The organism is Microbacterium sp. W1-4-2 (assembly GCF_058349885.2).
The window spans coordinates 638,270-656,366 of the sequence record NZ_JBYRJC020000002.1 but is presented as its reverse complement, the minus strand read 5'-3'; the positions used below and the strand labels follow the sequence as shown (position 1 = coordinate 656,366).

Sequence of the window (18,097 nt, the reverse complement as noted above, 5' to 3'; positions counted from 1 at the left end):
ACACATGACTGACACCGCGCCCGCAGAGGCCCGCTGGATCGCCGGTTTCGCCGATCACGCCTCCTCATCCGAAGCTACCTACAACGAGCTAGACCAGAAGGTCGGCGACGGCGACTTCGGAACCAACCTCGCCCTCGGCGGTCGACTTACCCAGGCACAACTGGCCTCCACCACTGAACGCCCACTGGCCACGATCGCTCAGGTATTCCTCGACGACATCGGCGGCTCCAGCGGCCCCCTGTTCGGCCTGCTGTTCGGAAACATCGAACGCGCGACCCGTGACGCTTTCACCGCGACCACTCTTGCCAAGGGGGTGAGCGATGGACGCGACGCGATCGTCCGGGTGGGGCACGCCGAACTGGGAGACAAGACCCTGATCGACGCGCTCTCCCCCATCGCCGACGCGCTGAACACGGCCACCGACAGTGACCTCCGGGCTGCCTTCGTGGCAGCAGCGGAAGCAGGAGCCGCGGGAGCTGAGAACACCCGCCAGTACCGTGCTCGGCGAGGCCGCGCCAGCTATGTCGGCGACCGCGCAATCGGTGCGATCGATCCGGGTGCCGCAGCCGTCGCGCGATTCTTCCAGATGGGCGCGGACAGCTTCTGACGAGAGACAGCACAAACCTCCGGAGCATCCAAACCCTCTTTCAAACCAACGCTCAGAAAGGCATCACTCAGGATGACCACCCTTGCGGCATCACCGCTGGCTCTCACCACGCCCCGATCCGGGATCCGTGAAGTGCTGGAACTCGCCCTCGCAATGGACGACGTGATCCACCTCGAGCTCGGCGAGCCGAGTTTCGCCACCCCGCCGCATGTCATCGACGCCGCCTCGCGTGCTCTTCATGACGGATGGACTAAGTACACATCGAACGAGGGCGTTCCGGCCCTGCGCGAAGCTCTCGCTGCGAAGCTGCTTCGAGTGAACGGGATCGTCGCCGACCCTGACCAGGTGCTCGTCACGTCCGGTGCTGTCGAGGGCCTGTACTCGACCCTTTTCGCGCTGTGCGATGAGGGTGACGAAATCCTCATCCCGGACCCGGGATGGTCGAACTATATGAGCATGGCGCACCTGATCCGTGCGAAAGCGATCGGCTACAAACTCGGTCCGGAGAACGGGTTCCTTCCCGACGTCGCAGAACTCGAGGAACTGGTCACCCCGCGCACCCGGGTGCTGCTGATCAACTCTCCATCCAATCCGCTCGGCACCATCATCAGCGAACCGCGGATGCGGCACATCATCAATTTCGCCGAACAGCGTGGCATCTGGCTGCTGTCGGACGAGTGCTACGACGAACTCACCTTCGAGCCGGGCTTCGTCTCCGCCGCGGCGCTGAGCGACTACGACCGCATCGTGACCGCTCACAGCTTCTCCAAGACCTACGCGATGACCGGGTGGCGGATCGGCTACATGACACTCCCCAAGGGAATGCCCCGCGTGGTTGCGCGCGTCCACGAGCCGATCGTCAGCTGCGTCAGCGCCGTAGGCCAGGCCGCCGCGATCGCCGCGGTCTCCGGCCCGCAAGAGTGCGTTGAAGAGATGCGCGCCACATACCTTGACCGTCGCGACCGTGCCCTCGCCATTCTGGCCAACCACGATGTCCCCGTCGCGACCGTCCCGGCTGGCGCGTTCTACCTCTGGCTTGACCTCCGCGAGTCCGTCACCTCCGCCAAGCAGTTCGCGTTGGACCTGCTCGCCGACGACCGTGTCGCGATCGCCCCGGGCACCGCGTTCGGAAACTACGGCCAAGGCTATGCCCGCATCTCCTTCGGCGGAGAGACCGCGCAACTCGAAACCGGGTTGCAGCGGCTCGGCAGTCGATTCATCACCCTCCCGTAACAACACCCTCCGCACCCGAAAAGGAAGAAAGACACATCATGAAGACGAAACTCGCAGCGCTTCTGCTCGCCGCGGCCACCGTGATCACCCTGAGCGCGTGCAGCTCTACGCTCCCGGGCGCGCCCGCATCGAGCGGGGCTGCCAAGGCCGGCACGTCCCCGCAGGACGTCACCGCCCCCATCGTCAAGGCGGTCAAGGTCGACTCAGCCGCAGCAGCGCTGCTGCCTAAGGGAAAGGCGACCATCGAAGTCGGTTCGAACCTGCAGTCTCCGCCCGCCACGTTCCTCGCCGCTGATGGCAAGACACCGATCGGATACGAGATCGACTTGGTCAACGCGATCGCCAACCGGCTCGGCGTGAAGATGAACATCCAGAACATGCAATTCGACACCCTCATCTCCAGCCTGCAGTCCGGTCGCGTCGACTTGACCATCGCCTCGATGAACGACAACGCCACGCGCCAGAAGGCCATCGACTTCGTCGACTACTTCAACTCCGGCATCGCCATCCTGGTAACCAAAGGCAATCCGCACAACATCACGGAACCCAAAGACCTGTGCGGCACCAACACGTCCGCCGCTCCCGGCTCCTCACAGCTGGCCTGGGCACAGCAGGAAAGCCCCACCTTGTGCCCATCCGGCAAGACGATCAACGTCATCACCAATTCAGACGACCAGCAGCGGCTGAACGATCTGAAGACCGGCCGTACCGAGTCCGCACTCAACGACCTCCCGAACCTTACCTACATCGCGCAGACTTCTGGTGGGGGCAACGACTTCGAGGTCGTCAACACCCCGCCGATCGACGCCGCCCCGTACGGTATTGGCTTCAACAAGAGCAGCACCGATCTGCGTGACGCGACCAAAGCGGCCTTGCAGTCGCTGATCGACGACGGCACCTACGCGAAGATCCTCGCCGCGTGGGGCCTCAGCAGCGGCGCCCTCACGACGGTCACCGTCAACAGCGGAAAGTAGCCCCAACCTCGGGACAACCTGGAGGGAGAAAGAGCATGTCCGCACACGAAATGACCGCTACCCGCGGAATCCGACTGCAGAAGCCGACCGTCAAACGGAGACATCCGTGGCGGTGGGTGACCGGAGTCATCATCATCGCGGTCCTCGTCGCGGTGATCGTCGCGATGGGCCGAGCAAGGATCGCCTGGTCCGACGTCTTGCTCTATATCTTCCACCCGCTGTTCTTAGAGGCCGTCCTGGGGACGATCGTGCTCGCGGTCGTCTCCCAGGCGGTGGCCATCATCCTTGGTGTGCTGATCGCGGTAATGCGAATCTCTGGAAACCCAGTGGCCTCATACTCCGCCGCACTCTTCATCTGGATCTTCCGCGGTGTACCCGTGCTGCTGCAGATCCTGATCTGGTACAACCTCGCCCTAGTGGTCCCCAGGATCACGATCGGTATCCCGGGCACCGATACGGTCTTCTTCGACGAGTCCACCAACACCGTAATGACTCCGTTCGTCGCCGCACTCCTTGGTCTGGCATTGAACGAGGCGGCATACATGGCCGAGATCGTCCGCGGCGGCATCAAGAGCGTCGATGCCGGTCAGATCGAGGCGGCATCCGCCCTCGCGATGTCACCCGGCCGCACCATGCGACGAGTGACCCTCCCACAAGCGCTGCGCGTGATCATCCCTCCGACCGGCAACGACTTCATCAACATGCTGAAGACGACCTCGCTCGCGTCCGTGATCACCTACCCGGAACTGCTGCGCGCTGCGCAGAACATCGCCGCGGTCAACCTACAGGTCATGGAGACCCTATTCGCGGCCGCCTTCTGGTACATGGTCATCGTCACGATCACCAGCATCGGGCAATACTTCCTCGAACGGTCCCTGGATGCCAGCGTAAGCCGCACTGGGAAGAATGCCACCCGCGCGGTCCTCCGCAAAGCCGCCGCACCCCCGTTCACCCGAGACCTTGCCGCCTCGAAGAACTCTATGGAGGAGGCCCAGAAGTGACCACGCCAGAACCCCTCGTCGTCTCCGCAATCGCCGTCCGAAAAGCGTTCGGAAACGTAGAGGTCCTCAAGAACGTCAACCTCGACGTTGCCCGCGGCGAAGTGGTCTGCCTACTCGGCGCGTCTGGGGCCGGCAAGAGCACGTTCCTCCGCGCGATCAACCACCTCGAGACCATCGACGGCGGCGAGATCTGGGTCGATGACCAGCTGATCGGTTACGAACCGCACCGCGACGTGTACCGAGAGCTCAGCCCGAAACTGGCCGCCGAGCAGCGCAAGCGAATCGGCATGGTCTTCCAACGGTTCAACCTGTTCTCCCACCTAACCGTCCTCGACAACATCATCGAAGCACCTGTCGGGGTGCTCAAGCAGCCGAAGAAGCAGGCCATCGCCCGGGCGATGGAACTGCTCGCGAAGGTCGGGCTGGAGGATAAGGCCTACTCGTACCCCGTCCAGCTTTCCGGGGGGCAGCAACAGCGTGTCGCGATCGCACGGGCGCTCGCCATGGACCCAGACCTGATGCTCTTCGACGAGCCGACCTCCGCCCTCGATCCGGAACTGGTCGGGGATGTCCTCGAAGTCATGCTTGCCCTCGCCTCCGAGGGCATGACGATGATCGTCGTCACCCATGAGATGGGCTTCGCTCGGCAGGCAGCGTCCCGTGTGATCTTCATGCACGGTGGCGAGATTGTCGAGGAAGCCCCGCCCGAGGAGTTCTTCACCAACCCACAGCACGAACGCACCAAGCAGTTCCTGCGCAGCATTCACTAGTCCACCGCCGCCGCGCACTCCACACCCCTACGCGACGACACGGGTTGCAGCTGCGCCGCACAAAACGGCCAGGAGGAAGACGATATGACGGCCATCGCGCCCACCACACCCGAGGAGCTCGAAAGCATCCTCGCGACCGCCGCCAAGGAAGCTGACACGTGGGCAAGCGCCACGCGTCACGAACGCGCGGATGTGCTCGACGCCATCGCGCGCCGGCTTGACGACAACGCGGACGAGCTTGTCGAGATTGCCCAGCGTGAGACGCATCTCCTCGAGGCGCGCCTGCGAGGCGAACTCCAACGAACCACCTTCCAGTTGCGGCTCTTCGGCGAGGTGCTCCGCGAGGGAAGCTACCTCGACGCCCGCATCGACCACGCCGACCCCGGGTGGCCCATGGGGGCACCGCGCCCGGACCTACGGCGCATGCTCGAGCCGGTCGGTCCCGTCGTCGTGTTCGCAGCCAGCAACTTCCCGTTCGCATTCAGCGTCGCGGGCGGCGACGTAGCTGCTGCTCTGGCCGCCGGCTGCACCGTCATCCTGAAGGCCCACTCCGGGCATCCACTTCTTTCGGCGCGGACTGGGGAAATCGTCCGGGAAGGCATTAACGAGGCGGGTTTCGGTGGCGGCCTGTTCGCGGTGATCTTCGGCATCGAGTCCGGCCGCGTCGCACTGCAGGATCCACGAGTGAAGGCAGGCTCATTCACCGGATCCACTCCCGGAGGCAGGACACTGTTCGATCTCGCCAACGCCCGGCCCGAACCGATCCCCTTCTACGGCGAACTCGGCAGCGTAAATCCGGTCTTCGTCACCCGCGACGCCGATTCAATCCGGGCAGACGAGATCGCTGATCAGTTCCTCGACTCCATGTCGCTCGGGGCAGGACAGTTCTGCACGAAGCCCGGCGTGCTCGTCGTCCCGGAGACGTCAACGATCACGGAGCACCTTCGAGCTCAGGCGCTTCCGCCAGCCGCTCCGCTGCTCAACGATCGGATCCAGACCGGCTACACCGAGATGCTCGAGGACCTCCTCAGCAGCCGTCACATATCAGTCTTGGCCCGCGGGGACGCGGCGCTGGCCGACCCTCCGTCACCCACCATCCTCACCACCGACATCGACGCGGTCCTCGCGCACCGCGACGACCTCTTCAGGGAGTGCTTCGGCCCGACCGCGCTCGTGGTCATATACCAGCGGGATGACCAACTGCTCGAGCTTGCCCAAGCCATCGATGGGCAGCTCACTGCCACGATCATCGGCGAGGGAACCGAGGAAATCGTCCCCAAATTGGTAAGGCTGCTCGCGAAGCGCGCAGGACGTCTGTTGTGGAACCAATGGCCCACCGGTGTGTCTGTCACATACGCACAGCAGCATGGCGGCCCGTACCCTGCGACCACGGCCTCGGGGACAACGTCGGTGGGGACAGCCGCGATCACCCGATTCCTCCGCCCGGTCGCCTATCAGGGGTTCCCGGAAAGCCTCCTCCCGGCGGAACTCGCCGATGAGGCAAAGCATCACCTCCCCCGTCGAATCGACGGCCAGCTCCGAATCTGAACAACCAACCCACCCGCACACCCGTCTCGTTGTCAAGCCACAACGTCGAGACGGCAGGACCACGAGTCCGCCTCGCGGCGCCCGTCCGGGCACTCGACCAGATGCCCGTCTCGAAGCGCACCATTACGTAACAAAGGAGTTCGTCCATGACTGACACCCGCGCTCACGCCGGCGCATCCGACCCCAGAATGCTCCGCCGTGCGATCTGGGCCAGTGCCCTCGGCACCACCGTGGAGTACTACGACTTCACCCTCTATGCCACAACCGCCGCTCTCGTTTTCGGGAATGTCTTCTTCCCCACCGAGAACCCGCTCATCGGCACGCTTTCTGCATTTGCAACCTTCTTCGTCGGCTACCTCGCTCGACCAGTTGGCGGCATCATCTTCGGCCACTACGGTGACCGCCTAGGCCGCAAACGCATCCTCATCATCACGATGCTCATGATGGGCCTCGGCACCTTCGCCATCGGCGTGCTCCCCAGTTACGCGACGATCGGAGTCGCCGCCCCGTTGCTACTCGTTCTGATCCGCCTCATCCAGGGCATAGGGATGGGTGGTGAATACGGCGGCGGTGTCCTGATGGCACTCGAAAACGCACCGACGAAGCAGCAGGGGCTCGCGACGTCCCTCGTGCACATCGGAACCCCCGCCGGTGTCCTGCTCCCCGTTGGCCTGGTCGCCATCCTCCAAGTCGCCCTCCCCGCCGGCGCGTACGAGAACTGGGCATGGCGCCTCCCGTTCCTGCTCAGCATCGTGCTCATCGGCGTCGGTATCTACATCCGCATGCGACTGACCGAAAGCCCCGAGTTCGTTGCCGCGCGCGAAGCTCAGGCCACAGCCAAAGTGCCGATCGGAGAGGTGCTGTCCCGCTACCCCAGCCGGGTGGTTCTCTCGATCCTCGCAAAGATCGCCGAATCCGGCCTATTCAACATCTACTACGTGGTCACGATCGCGTACGTCACGACCACCCTCGGTGTACCACGCGAGCCGGTCCTCTTGTCGGTCCTCATCGCCTGCTTCCTCGAGTGTCTCACCCTCCCGCTCTTCGGCGCTCTCTCTGACAGGATCGGCCGCCGAAAGGTCTATATTGCAGGCGCCCTGTTCCAACTCCTGCTCGCTGTGCCGTTCTTCTTCATGGTCGAGACGGGCAACTTCGCATTGACGACGATTGCCATGTCCCTTGGCCTCGCAATCGGGCATGGCGCGATGTATGGAGCGCAGGGAGCACTCTTTGCCAACCTCTACCCAGTCGAGGTCCGCTACACCGGCCTCAGCGTCACCCAGCAAGTCGGCGCCACGCTCGGCGGCGGCCTCTCGCCCCTGATCGGAACCGCGCTCCTGGCCCTCAGCGGCGGGCAGTGGTACTGGCTCATCCTCTACGTGATCGCTGTGGCGGTCATCTCAAGCTTGGCTGCATCGCGCTTGAGGGCCGGAGAGACGAAGGTATCCCTGACCCAGCGCTCCGACGTCCAAGAGACTTCTGCCAGAAACGCAGCTGCTTAGACTATCTCGTGCCCGCGGTGCGCTCTGCACCGCGGGCGTGACAAGCTTGCGATTCTGCATCCGTGACAAGCAACGACTGGAGCCTCGCATCGTCACGAAGAATGCCGCCCATACGAACGCCGAGGAATAGCCGTCGTTGCGTGTCGGCGGCGCTCGAACTCTGAACCGTTTCGGCGTTCGTGAAGTGAACGGTTGCGGGCAGTGAGCAGCTTCCCTGTCCAGAGGGGATTCCCCCGCACGGTATACGACAGGTGTCCCTTGGCTCCCCTCGGTGGGGCCAGAGGGGGGCACGCTCCGAACGGGATAACAGGGACCTGAACCTGCGACCGCCGCACCTGATCCAACCGCTTCTCAGTCCCATCTCCGTCGCGTCCCGGCCCTTCGCGCACGGTCGCGATATTCAAGGTGTTTCCGAGAACGTGCACAATCCAGAAGCGTCAGACCACCACACCGGAGAGGTTAACCGGCGCGCTACTACGCCTGGAGGACACAGCTTCGTCAGCTAGGCCAGTAGCGCCCGCGGTTGCCCGGTAGGGGGACTGCGCAACGTACGTATCGTTCAGCGGCGGCAGCGGTTCGCTGGCGGAACGTTGCCGACACCCCGGGCCTCATCGACGCTCTGAAGGCTGCCGCAGAGCGATGAGCGCGGTGGGAACACGTACCGCCATCCGTGCGCTGGCCGAGCGTCAACGCCGCCAAGCTCGCGCTACGTCAAGTTCATGCCTGTACGCGTCCCGGGGGTGCCACAGCCCGCGTCGCGGTCGATCACCAGGTGCGAAAGTACAGGACCCTCACATCAATGGTTTCACGAGAACCGTGTTCATTGGGTCGACGTCCGCAGAGTACGCCAAGGTCGGGAGTTCGGCTCCTGCGAGTCCGGCGAGTTCGAGGGCAGACTTCCCCGCGCGGTGAGACGACAGGATCGACTGGCCGTTCGCGACTGAGGCGTAGAACTGTGCCGCGTAGTTGATCGCGTCGCCGTCGTCGATTTCCTCGGCCATGCCAATTGCAAACGGGACCATTTCGGCGACAAGTTCGCCTATGTGAGCCGCTGAGTTGCATGCGTTGAGAAGGACGAGGAGCGGTGGGTCGTCGGTCGCGGCGATCGCGTGAGCGAATGCCCGCGCAGTGACCAGTTGGCCGGAATGGGGACCGTCGATCTCTTGCTCGAAGACAACGAGGTCCTCGTTGCTATGGCCGGAGAAGTGCACGATGTGCGGTCGAAACTTCGCGACGCCCTCTAACAGATCGTCCGTGGTCGCAGCAGGACGCGCGTCGAGTTCGATCAGGTCGCGGTGCAACGCAGACTCGACGGCGCGTCGAATGCGCTTCTGTTCCCGCGCCACTCGGAGATCACCCTTGGACGAGGCACCGAGAAGCAAGACACGGAGCTTTTCTGGTCGGGGAGAGCGGAGCGTGCGAAGAGCCTCGTCCGCGGCTTCCTCCACGCGCTTGACACGAGCGTCAACCATTGCAGCTTGCTCGGCCGCACGACGCTCCGTCTGCTCCAGATCACGCTGACGTTGTCGCTCCGCTGCGCCGGCATCCGCGACCTCGGCCTTGCTGAGTCGAGAAACCAGATCGTTCTCCTCCCTGAGATAGCCACTTGCACGTGTCTGCCATCGGTTGGCCTCCCGTCCGGCATTCGCGGCTTCGTGTTCGCGGCGAGACGCTTCACTCGTCTTGCTGCGGGCGTTCGAAGGGTTGGTCGATTTTGAGGCAGCTTGTCTCGCTTTGGCGGCTTCTGTCCGCTTGGTTGATTCCTTGATCCGGTATTCCCCAGCCTTCTTCTCAGCATCCACTCGCTGTCTGCGTTTCCGTTCCAACTGGCCCCGCAACTGGCTTGCACTCATTCTGCTAATCGCCTCTCCCCGACAGACGTCTTGAGTTCAGAGTAGGGGCCCACTCCGACATGCGGCGTGGTTCCATGCGCAGGAGCCAGGAGAGACCAGCGTGACTGTCGACGGACGGCGTGGGACTAGCGGCATGGTGCCCACTTCCCACGACGGCGCTCCGCGCATCTATCCCGCAGATTTGGGACGACTATTGGCAATGCCCAGCAGGACAGTGAACGAGTCCGGTTCTCGGCCACCACGATCCGTAACGTCTTGAAGAGAGTCGGCGCTTAACGCACGAAGTCCCGTGCACTCGAAGGCCAATCCTGATCCTGTTGACGCGAGGAACACGATGGTGCGTCAGGCTCAGGTGGTCAAACAGGAGCAGCGCCTGTTGGGCCCTCAGCCTTGTCCATGCCAAGTACTCGCCTCATCACGGTAGTGAGATCGGTGGAAGAGTCCACTTCGATACTCAGGTCGCCCGAGTAGATGTCGTCATGACCGCTCGCTGTGATCTGCCACGTTCCGGTGACCGCCCTGTTCTGGTCCCGCGGCACGACTAGTACGAGCTCTTCTCTCTCGAACGTGTATTCGCCGAGTGGACGAAGCTCCCCCACCTTTAGAGTCAGGTCCACGGAACCACCGTTCTTCCATTCCAAGCGCGACCGATAGGGCGTCACGGCGTTGTAGTCCGGGATGTAAGGGGGCGCTCCCATTAGCGAAGGCATGATTGATCGGGGGGTGGGCCCCCAAGCGCGTGGCGGTGTCGGCAACTCAAGATCGCGAAGACGGACACGCTCATCGCGGTGCCGATAGTCGAGGCCCTCGACTGCGCCCTCGAGGTGAATCTTGAGTTCCATGTCGTGAAAGAACGTCTTCGTCTTGTTTTCAACGCGTATGACAACTGCGTCGAATGCGAAGCTGGCCAGTGTGTCGATCGCGTGAGGCCACGCATTCCGGAAGGTAGCCTCCCACCGATCGATCATGCTGCGATACTCGTCTTCGCTACGTTTCTCGGGTTCTGACTCCATGAGGCTACGAAACGCGCTCGACCTTGACATCTCGCCTGCAAGCTTCGCAACGGCGTTCAGTGACGCGATAAGCGACTCGGAGGCCCCATCGTGGTTGAACTGAGCCAGAGCATGCGGCTTCATCTCGGGCTTCGGCACAGGCTCCGGTCGCGGAAGCGCATTCAACAGCTTTGACTTCGTCGAGTTGACGTACGACTCCAGCGAGCGGACCTCATCCACTTCACGTCGGTATGCAAACCCCAATATCTGCACTTCGAATCCGACCTCCGAGCCGCGGCGCCGCTTCCCTCGCTCGAGGAGTTGCCGCAATTCGTCCGCTCGAGCTTCACGGGTCTCGCCTTCAACACGGACGTAGACACGGCCGTTGTAGAGGTTGTCTCCCTCCTTCTGGCATATGAACGGATCCTGTCCATCTTGCGGAGGGTCGACCAGGATGACCAGAACCTGATTAGTTGAGTTCTCGATGGGCACGTAAATCAGATCCCACTTCGGACCCTCCTGGCCGATGAACGGCTTGACAACCTTGTCGATCTCCATCATCTCGACGGGTGGAATGCCGCGGATCTCGCCCGGCACGACACCGATGACCATGACACCATAGCCTTCAAAGGCTTTGGCAGAGAGTTCAGGCATCCGATTCGCTGAGCCGAGAATGTACTTCGCGACCTTCGAAAACTCGTTCTTGCCCGGATCGAGACTGCCCTTCATCTCGAGGTAGTGGCGCTCCACCGTGTCATCGAGCTTGGCGAGTTCCGCGACGAGCGCCGATGCGGCCCTCTGCCCCAACGGGGCACGCGAAATATCGAACGATACTTTCGAGTCCGCTGGTTCGACGTTCCGTCTGCTTCCCATACTGCCCATGATTATGACAGGAGCCTCAGACACCGTCTGTAGTAGTTAGCACAACGCGGACGCCACCACGACGAGCACGCGGACGAGGCCACCGATACGCAGCCCGAGTCGAGGTGCTACTCAAACGCAGGAACGCGATGAGGTCCCAACGAGTGGGCAACCGCACCGCAGTTCCGGACAACGCTGACGCCCCAGTTCTACGGCGTTGGATCCTCGGCGAACGCGATCCGAACGTCCGCGAGATCTGATGGCTCAAGCTTCTCAAACTCGTGCTGCGGGACCTTGACGTACTTCCATTCGACGCCGGTCAGCATCGTCGCGTTCTCGCACCAAATGCTTGCAGCTCTGTCTTTGAAGGCGACATCTACGTCTTCCCGGCCCTTGGTCTCGATCAGCACATGGGTGCCGTCACTTTGAGCGGCGACAAAGTCCGGCTCGTAGTAGCGCAGATTGGTCGCACTGTCGGTGTACTCGATGGTGAAGCCGAATCGCTGTGGAAGCTTGGCAAAGGCCCGCACGTCGGGAGCGTCTTCGAGGAAGTGGGCGAATTTGCGCTCGAACTCGTTGTCAGCGGCGACAAGGTTGAACACGGTCTTGCTCGCCTCGAACGTCGGCCGCGAGAACGGGAACGGCTCGGTAGTTGACAGCCGTATGCCCATGTCCTCGAGCGTGGGTTGAAGCTCGTCCACAACTAGCGCTCGCAGAACTTCAGCAAAGCTCTTGATGGTCACATAGGAGGCGATTGGAGTCGAGATCGCTCGGACTATCGACCTGTCGCTGAGATCAACCGTCTCGCCGAAAGCTCGCTGCTCCAAGAAGAGCCGTACCTTAGGTGCGAGCGCCGCAAACTGAGATGGCAGCTTCACGTCTTGTGCAATCCGCTTGGCGTAGTACGAGACCACTTCCTCCGCCGTCTGCGGCTCAGGGATGCTGTACTCACGTTCGACGAGCTTCTCGAGCGTCACGATGTCAGTACCCTCGTATGAGAACGACTGGGCTGCCTTGTCATTCTCCCTCTTGGGCAACTTGGGCACTTTGAACGCCATGACGTCGATCGCAGCGATCTCCTCGGCGAGCGAGCGCTTCCGGGCCAGGATGGGGCTCAGCTTGGGAATTGAGATGTCCCAGTCCGCCTTGTCAGCATCTGGCGAGATCGTAACAATGACAACAGGGTTCTTCGGGTCGAAGGTCTCAAGCGTGAGATCTTCGTCCTTCTCGAGCTGATCCAGAAACTTGATGAAGCCCGCGTTGCCGAGAATATCGACTCGTTCGACATAGTCCGTCTGGTCCCCGATGAACATTCGTCGAAGGCCACGCCCGATTGCCTGTTCAGGCAAGATGTTTGCTTTGGACGTGAAGGGGCGCAACCCAACAATAACGGTGACGTTCTTGACGTCCCAGCCTTCGCGGAGCATGAGCACCGAGACGATCGCGTTGACCGGACTCGCGTCGTCATCCACCCGACGTGCGACTTCGCGAGCGGTATCAAGGTCCTTCTTGGAGACGTCACCAGAGCGGTCCGTGTGAATGACGAGGAGCTGAGCATCACCGTTGTCGTTCGCGCCGAACTCCTTCGGGTACTTCGACTGAAGGTAGTTGCCGACATCATCTGCCTCGCTAGTGCTGTTGAGCATGATGAACAACAACGGCTTCTTGCGAAGTGGGCCAAGCTGATCCCGGTACTCCCGCCAACGCTCGACACCGGCGGTCAGGTATGCCTGATAGCGAACGCTCGCGATATCCGACGGCTGGTCCTTGAGCCCCGTCGTAATTCCCTTCATGGGCTGCTTGACGATCTTGTCAATGATCGCCTGCCTGAGGGGATAGTCCGCGACCGTCCAGGTAAAGAGCCCACCCTTCTGATACCTGGGCGTTGCGGAAAAGTCCAGCTGTGCCGAGATCGGAGTCGACGCACCGAGTCGCCTAATGATCTCATTCCACTCGCTCAACTCATCGTGAACATGGTGAGCTTCATCATTGAGCACGAGGAGGTTGTTGCCTTGAGAAATCAGCCTGCTCGACAGATCTTGCACTTGCTCAATCGAAGCGCCAGGTATCGGCCCAAGCACATCGGTCATGACCACGACCTCGGACTCTGCGCTCTTGGATGAGGGTGCGTACAGCTGCTGAATGTTCGTGAGGTAGAGGGCACCACTCGAGGAGGCACGTTCGGGCTCGCCAGGCATGTATGACTCGAGTTCCCAATAGATCCTGAGTTCGGGTGGGATCACAGGGTCCAGCTTGAAGATCTTGCCGTTGGCGAAGTCGGACCGCAGCCGGTCAAGAACAATGAGGTTCGGCGCAAGCAATAAGAACGTGCTTGCGAAGTCCTCGTCGCCCTCGACGACGGCGTTGAAGTACTGCCACGCAATGACCAAGGACATGACCTTGGTCTTGCCCGATCCGGTTGCCATCTTGATCGCGTACCGCGCGAAGTCGTCATACTGCAAGATGTGAAGGCCCGGGGTGGTCGTAAACCGCTCGATCAGATCGCGGTGCCGGCGAACGTTCTCCACCTCGAAGAGCCAGATCAGCGTCTCGATCGATGTCCGTTGAGCGGCGTAGTACGCGAACTTTGCTCCTGATGGCAACCGGTGTTCCCGCTCGAACCAGTGCCGTAGCAACGTGAGCGTCGTGGGCGACGTGCCGGGGTAGCCGGCGTCACGCCACTCATCGACCCTCTTGCGGATCTCAGGGATGAGAGGAGCCGTCCCGCTGTTGAGCAGCGCGCCCTTCTTCGTCGCCGCCATCAGGAGCCGACCTTCACGGAGATGACCTTTGTGGTGTCATTCCCGAGGATGTCGATAACCTTCACAACAACCGTGTACTCACCCGACTTTTCATAGGTGTGCGTGGCCACCAGCTCAAGGTCCTTCGAACTGCGCGTTCGGTACGTTTGCCACTCGTTGTGGAAGGCATCGCCGCGGTTGTCCCAGTCGACTGCCCAATAGTCGATCCACTGCGACCAGTGGGTTACGGCGGACTGGATCTCCTGGGGCACGTCGTCGAGTGGAATGATGAAGTTCTCAACCCCGAGTGTGAGTTGTCGACCGCTTGACGTCTGATGTACGTCGAGTGCCGCCAGTTCGAAGAAGCGGATGTCTCCCTGCTCGACAGCTCGTTTCTCGAGCACCTCCCGGGGAATGCGCACGAGCCGGAGTTCGATGCCTGCTTTGAGTGCGTCCTGACGAGCGATCTCGTTGAGCTCGAAAGCGAAGTCCCAACCAAGGACATCCACGCTCTGGAGCGAAGGGGCCCCCTCGCCGGTGCCCGTCGACTTGCGAAACTCAGTGACGATCTGTCGAACATCGCCAACTGATACGGGCGCGTCGACGGTTCCAACGTGAACCATGCGTCCAGCCTTGAGCCCGTGCAGCCACGCATAGCCTCGGATCGGTTCGGCTCCATAGAGAGTGAGGATGAAATCTCGGTAGGCGCCGACACGTGCGGCAGCGGTGTCGCCGAACTCAGCCTCCTGCCAGAGTTGGCGTTCGTACTTGCCCAAGTTCTGGACAGCGAACGGCAACACGTGCTCGTTACTCAGAAGTCGCTTCCGAGTCGTGTGGATGGCGAAGCGCCCCAGATCGGAGGTAATCCAGCGCCGCCCGAGCTTCTCCGCGACTACCGCCGTCGTCCCACTGCCCGCGAAGCAGTCCAAGACGAGATCGCCAGGATCAGTAGTAGCTGTGATGATCCGCTCGAGAAGCGTTTCGGGTTTCTGAGTTGGATAGCCCACGTTTTCAGTGCGGTCAGCGGGCATCAGATAGGAGAGCCGCCAGACATCGTCAATCGTGCGTTCGGTTTCGGTGTAATAGACAAGCTTGCCATTCTCATCACGGGCTTGTTTCAGTGACTTTGTCGCAGGGTCCCACACACGCTTTTGCTGTCGCTTCGCCTGATCGCGGGCCTCGCGTATACGGTTGAATGTGTACTTATTCGACTTCGTGTACCAGAAGATGACGTCATGATTCGAGGCAAATCGATTGATGTTTCCCTGGAGCTTGTTGTAGTACCACCACACGATCTCGTTGCGGAAGTTGTCACGTCCGAATACCTCGTCCAGGATCATCTTCGCCATGTGCCCAACGTGCCAGTCGAGATGCACGAAGATGCTGCCGTCCGGTTTCAGTAGATCGTGCAGTTGCACGATGGTGCTGTGGAACCAGGCGAGATAGCCATCGATCCCGCTGCCCCAGGTATCACGGTATGCCTTCTGCTCGATGAGGCTCGGTTCTTTGGTGAAGTCCTCGTTGTCAACCGAGATGTTCAGGCTGAAGTCATCGCCGGTGAAGAAGGGCGGGTCGATGTAGACGAGGTCGACAGACTCCGAAAACTCACTCATGAGGGCTGGGAGCACGTACTTCTTGTCGCCCCAGATGAGCCGATTGCGCCAGTCGGCTGGCCGATCCTCAGCGAAGAAGTCGAAGGCCTGCTGACGCTCGAGGGCCGACTCGTTCACCGTCTCGATCGTCTGAAATGGCAGAGAGATGCGCGGCGGCGCAACCTTTCGGCCACGATCGTCGTACTTCCCATCCCAGACCAACTCGACCATCGACAGCCCTTCCCAAATCTGTGGCGGGCGCCGAGGCAGCCGATTGTTATCGCGGATGAATTGTCGGAGCAACTCAGCCTGTGATTCGAACTGTTCGAGGCGTGGTTCCCACGACCACGAGGGGATGCGTTCAAGGCTCCGTGCTTGCGCGCGCGTCAGTGTTGGGTTTCGGCGTTGGTTCTTGACCCACATGACGAGTCCGTCAGGCACGTTGTCGCTTTGTCGGGGTGGCCTGCCGAGCGCGCGTGCCGCGGTGTCGAGTTGCTGGTAGCGGTAATGCCAACGCTCGGCGCGGGTGATGGGAAACTGAGCGGCGTCATCTGTGTGTGTCACTACCTGCTTATGCGCGGTGTGCACATGGTGCAACGACGAGCCGCCGACCTTCCCTACGGTGTGCCGGGTGATGACAACCCTGCAGCACCTGACGACCCCCGCGCGTTCTCCCGCACCAATTGTGTCCTGGTTCTGGAGGGCGGAACACACCGGCGGCCTGGTGCCCCTCGCTCGAACGTTCTCCGCGCTCCGGCCGCTGGTGGGCGCATGCGACGGTGCGGGTTGGCCATGGACCACGGTCCAGACGAGAGCGGAGGCGCCTTACCCGTTCTTTCAGGTGCTGGGTACGGCGGACCGGCTGCTTGTCGAGGTCAGTGGTGGCAGCGGGACTGCGCGAACGGTATTCCGCCGGGGCGTCGATAGTCCAGGGGGTTGGGTTCAGCTACCGGCAGGATGCGCCTGGTGGGTGGCGGCGATACACGGGGACGAGGTATTCGACGCAGACGAGGCGACGCGTATCGGGATGCGGTGGCTGCACGATCGCGTTCTCGACGACCTGTACGGGCTCCGTCCGCTCCACAATGCCGGCAGCGACGGGCGCAACTCATGAGCGGGGCCGTGCACACTCGGTGCAACGCCGGTGTGCCGCGTCGTCGTACGTTGTCGACCCATACCCGAGGAGGACAGCCGTGCGCCTGACCATACCAATGACTATCACGATCGATATCGCCTACCCGCTTGCTGTGCAGTACGCAGCCTTTGGCGACGATCTGATCTCACCCGAGCTGAGCGATATGACTTCTGCCGGGCTCGAGCTTCCGTCTCTGCCCGATGCCGTGCTCACCCTGCTCTCCCCCGATCTGACGGTCCTGGCAGTGCCGGGTGCGCGAGCCATCTCATGGTCGGCCGAGGTCACCGAGCACGACACGGACGGTGACGGCGACGAGATCGAGGAGGTGCGTGTGACTGTAGATACTTCGGTGACGGTGCTCGTGCCGGATGCCTATGCGACGCGGTTGGCGTTCTTCGCGAAAACGGTGCACATCAGGGGAATCGCGGACCCCGAGGTGCTCGAGAACAGGACCAACACGGATTATGGGGTGATCACCGCGATGTCCGCGTGGGGGCTGATTCAATGCGACCTGCTGGTTGCTCGGATCCCGGGCGCGCGGCGGCGGAGCCACTACATCGATCTACCAACCGTTCACGACTTCGGGCTCGCCGGTGGATGATCCACGCTGTGACACTGTCGCAGTCGACGGCGTCCAGCCCAACAAGCAGCTCGAACTTCACATCCAGGCCCGTTTGGGTCTGGATCATCTGGGGTGTATCCAGGCGCGGCCGCTCCTGACGCGAGTTCAGCGCAGCGGTGGGCGTGAAAGTGACCGCTCGGGGCTGGAGGTCGCCTGTGTGGTGGGCGCGGTCCCGGGGTCTATCCAGCTGTGGATGTACCGGGCGACTCTGACCGCGGCGGTCGGGAAGTGCGCGGACCAGAACGCGACGTCGGCCAGTTGCGCGCCGGTTTCGCCCCGGAGCACACGCCGCTGTCGGTCCGCGCTCAGCCCCCGCACGTCGCCTAGGTCGTTGAGGAACGAGGGCAGGCTAGTGCCGGCGAGTCTCAGCCCGTCTTTGACCGCACCTGCCAGGAGGTGTTGGAGCATCGCCGCCCGGTACCTCTGGTCGGTCGAGTCGATACCGGCGACCGGCGTGAGCAACTGGTTCACCTGCCCGAACGCGTACCGCTCGGCGACGACCGACCGCGGCTCGAACGCCATCCCCATCCCGCTCGGCATGCGCCCCACTCCGAACCTCCTGCTGAATATTCACCACATCTGCTGTCTGGATATGCCTATTAACGCAAGTATCTCGCAACATTCGCGTTTTGCCTCGATTTCGGGGAGGCGAGACATGCCGGGACG

Annotated in this window: 13 protein-coding genes; 8 read left to right on the top strand and 5 right to left on the bottom strand. The window is 62.0% G+C overall.

The window, feature by feature from the left end:
- The first annotated feature begins 4 nt into the window (after positions 1 to 4).
- The 7 genes from dhaL to AC3RX0_RS10860 all read left to right on the top strand — a co-directional run bounded on the left by dhaL (position 5) and on the right by AC3RX0_RS10860 (position 7,635).
- Positions 5 to 607, top strand: coding sequence for a dihydroxyacetone kinase subunit DhaL (gene dhaL, locus AC3RX0_RS10890; RefSeq protein ID WP_491506000.1), 603 nt, complete (start codon positions 5 to 7; stop codon positions 605 to 607).
- A 72-nt stretch (positions 608 to 679) separates the two neighbouring features.
- On the top strand, positions 680 to 1,840 hold the full coding sequence (locus AC3RX0_RS10885; protein ID WP_491505999.1) for a pyridoxal phosphate-dependent aminotransferase: 1,161 nt from the start codon (positions 680 to 682) through the stop codon (positions 1,838 to 1,840).
- Between the two features lie 38 nt (positions 1,841 to 1,878).
- Positions 1,879 to 2,814 carry an ABC transporter substrate-binding protein gene (locus AC3RX0_RS10880; protein WP_491505998.1) on the top strand — a complete coding sequence of 312 codons (936 nt, stop codon included), beginning with the start codon at positions 1,879 to 1,881 and terminating at the stop codon, positions 2,812 to 2,814.
- A gap of 116 nt (positions 2,815 to 2,930) precedes the next feature.
- On the top strand, positions 2,931 to 3,815 hold the full coding sequence (locus tag AC3RX0_RS10875; RefSeq protein ID WP_491505997.1) for an amino acid ABC transporter permease: 885 nt from the start codon (positions 2,931 to 2,933) through the stop codon (positions 3,813 to 3,815).
- The gene (locus AC3RX0_RS10870) at positions 3,812 to 4,585 is read left to right on the top strand and encodes an amino acid ABC transporter ATP-binding protein (RefSeq protein ID WP_491505996.1); all 774 of its coding nucleotides are present in this window, start codon (positions 3,812 to 3,814) and stop codon (positions 4,583 to 4,585) included. Before AC3RX0_RS10875 ends, AC3RX0_RS10870 begins: the two co-directional genes overlap by 4 nt.
- Before the next feature lie 84 nt (positions 4,586 to 4,669).
- Positions 4,670 to 6,133 (top strand): aldehyde dehydrogenase (NADP(+)), encoded by a 1,464-nt coding sequence (locus AC3RX0_RS10865; protein WP_491505995.1) that lies wholly within the window; start codon positions 4,670 to 4,672, stop codon positions 6,131 to 6,133.
- 146 nt (positions 6,134 to 6,279) lie between these two features.
- Complete coding sequence (locus AC3RX0_RS10860) at positions 6,280 to 7,635, top strand: MFS transporter (protein ID WP_491505994.1); 1,356 nt, start codon at positions 6,280 to 6,282, stop codon at positions 7,633 to 7,635.
- A 791-nt stretch (positions 7,636 to 8,426) separates the two neighbouring features.
- Here AC3RX0_RS10860 and AC3RX0_RS10855 read toward each other — a convergent pair.
- From AC3RX0_RS10855 to AC3RX0_RS10840, 4 genes are all read right to left on the bottom strand, one after another.
- Positions 8,427 to 9,437 (bottom strand): CHAT domain-containing protein, encoded by a 1,011-nt coding sequence (locus AC3RX0_RS10855; RefSeq protein WP_491505993.1) that lies wholly within the window; start codon positions 9,435 to 9,437, stop codon positions 8,427 to 8,429.
- 407 nt (positions 9,438 to 9,844) lie between these two features.
- Positions 9,845 to 11,362 (bottom strand): hypothetical protein, encoded by a 1,518-nt coding sequence (locus tag AC3RX0_RS10850; RefSeq protein ID WP_491505992.1) that lies wholly within the window; start codon positions 11,360 to 11,362, stop codon positions 9,845 to 9,847.
- A gap of 188 nt (positions 11,363 to 11,550) precedes the next feature.
- Complete coding sequence (locus AC3RX0_RS10845) at positions 11,551 to 14,103, bottom strand: DEAD/DEAH box helicase family protein (protein WP_491505991.1); 2,553 nt, start codon at positions 14,101 to 14,103, stop codon at positions 11,551 to 11,553.
- Positions 14,103 to 16,238: a DNA methyltransferase gene (locus AC3RX0_RS10840; protein ID WP_491505990.1), complete on the bottom strand. Its 2,136-nt coding sequence runs from the start codon at positions 16,236 to 16,238 to the stop codon at positions 14,103 to 14,105. Before AC3RX0_RS10840 ends, AC3RX0_RS10845 begins: the two co-directional genes overlap by 1 nt.
- A 647-nt stretch (positions 16,239 to 16,885) precedes the next feature.
- On the opposite strand from AC3RX0_RS10840, the gene AC3RX0_RS10835 reads away from it, so the two are divergent.
- Positions 16,886 to 17,410, top strand: a complete 525-nt coding sequence (locus tag AC3RX0_RS10835) for a hypothetical protein (RefSeq protein WP_491505989.1) — start codon at positions 16,886 to 16,888, stop codon at positions 17,408 to 17,410.
- Between the two features lie 126 nt (positions 17,411 to 17,536).
- On the opposite strand, the gene AC3RX0_RS10830 is transcribed toward AC3RX0_RS10835, so the two are convergent.
- On the bottom strand, positions 17,537 to 17,953 hold the full coding sequence (locus AC3RX0_RS10830) for a hypothetical protein (protein WP_491505988.1): 417 nt from the start codon (positions 17,951 to 17,953) through the stop codon (positions 17,537 to 17,539).
- Between the last annotated feature and the right edge of the window lie 144 nt (positions 17,954 to 18,097).

Excerpts from the sequence above, each read along its gene's own strand:
- AC3RX0_RS10845 (WP_491505991.1), bottom strand. The coding sequence starts at position 14,103 with ATGGCGGCGACGAAGAAGGGCGCGCTGCTCAACAGCGGGACGGCTCCT.
- AC3RX0_RS10850 (WP_491505992.1), bottom strand. The coding sequence starts at position 11,362 with ATGGGCAGTATGGGAAGCAGACGGAACGTCGAACCAGCGGACTCGAAA.
- AC3RX0_RS10880 (WP_491505998.1), top strand. The coding sequence starts at position 1,879 with ATGAAGACGAAACTCGCAGCGCTTCTGCTCGCCGCGGCCACCGTGATC.
- AC3RX0_RS10860 (WP_491505994.1), top strand. The coding sequence starts at position 6,280 with ATGACTGACACCCGCGCTCACGCCGGCGCATCCGACCCCAGAATGCTC.
- AC3RX0_RS10885 (WP_491505999.1), top strand. The coding sequence starts at position 680 with ATGACCACCCTTGCGGCATCACCGCTGGCTCTCACCACGCCCCGATCC.
- AC3RX0_RS10865 (WP_491505995.1), top strand. The coding sequence starts at position 4,670 with ATGACGGCCATCGCGCCCACCACACCCGAGGAGCTCGAAAGCATCCTC.
- AC3RX0_RS10835 (WP_491505989.1), top strand. The coding sequence starts at position 16,886 with ATGACTATCACGATCGATATCGCCTACCCGCTTGCTGTGCAGTACGCA.
- dhaL (WP_491506000.1), top strand. The coding sequence starts at position 5 with ATGACTGACACCGCGCCCGCAGAGGCCCGCTGGATCGCCGGTTTCGCC.
- AC3RX0_RS10830 (WP_491505988.1), bottom strand. The coding sequence starts at position 17,953 with ATGGCGTTCGAGCCGCGGTCGGTCGTCGCCGAGCGGTACGCGTTCGGG.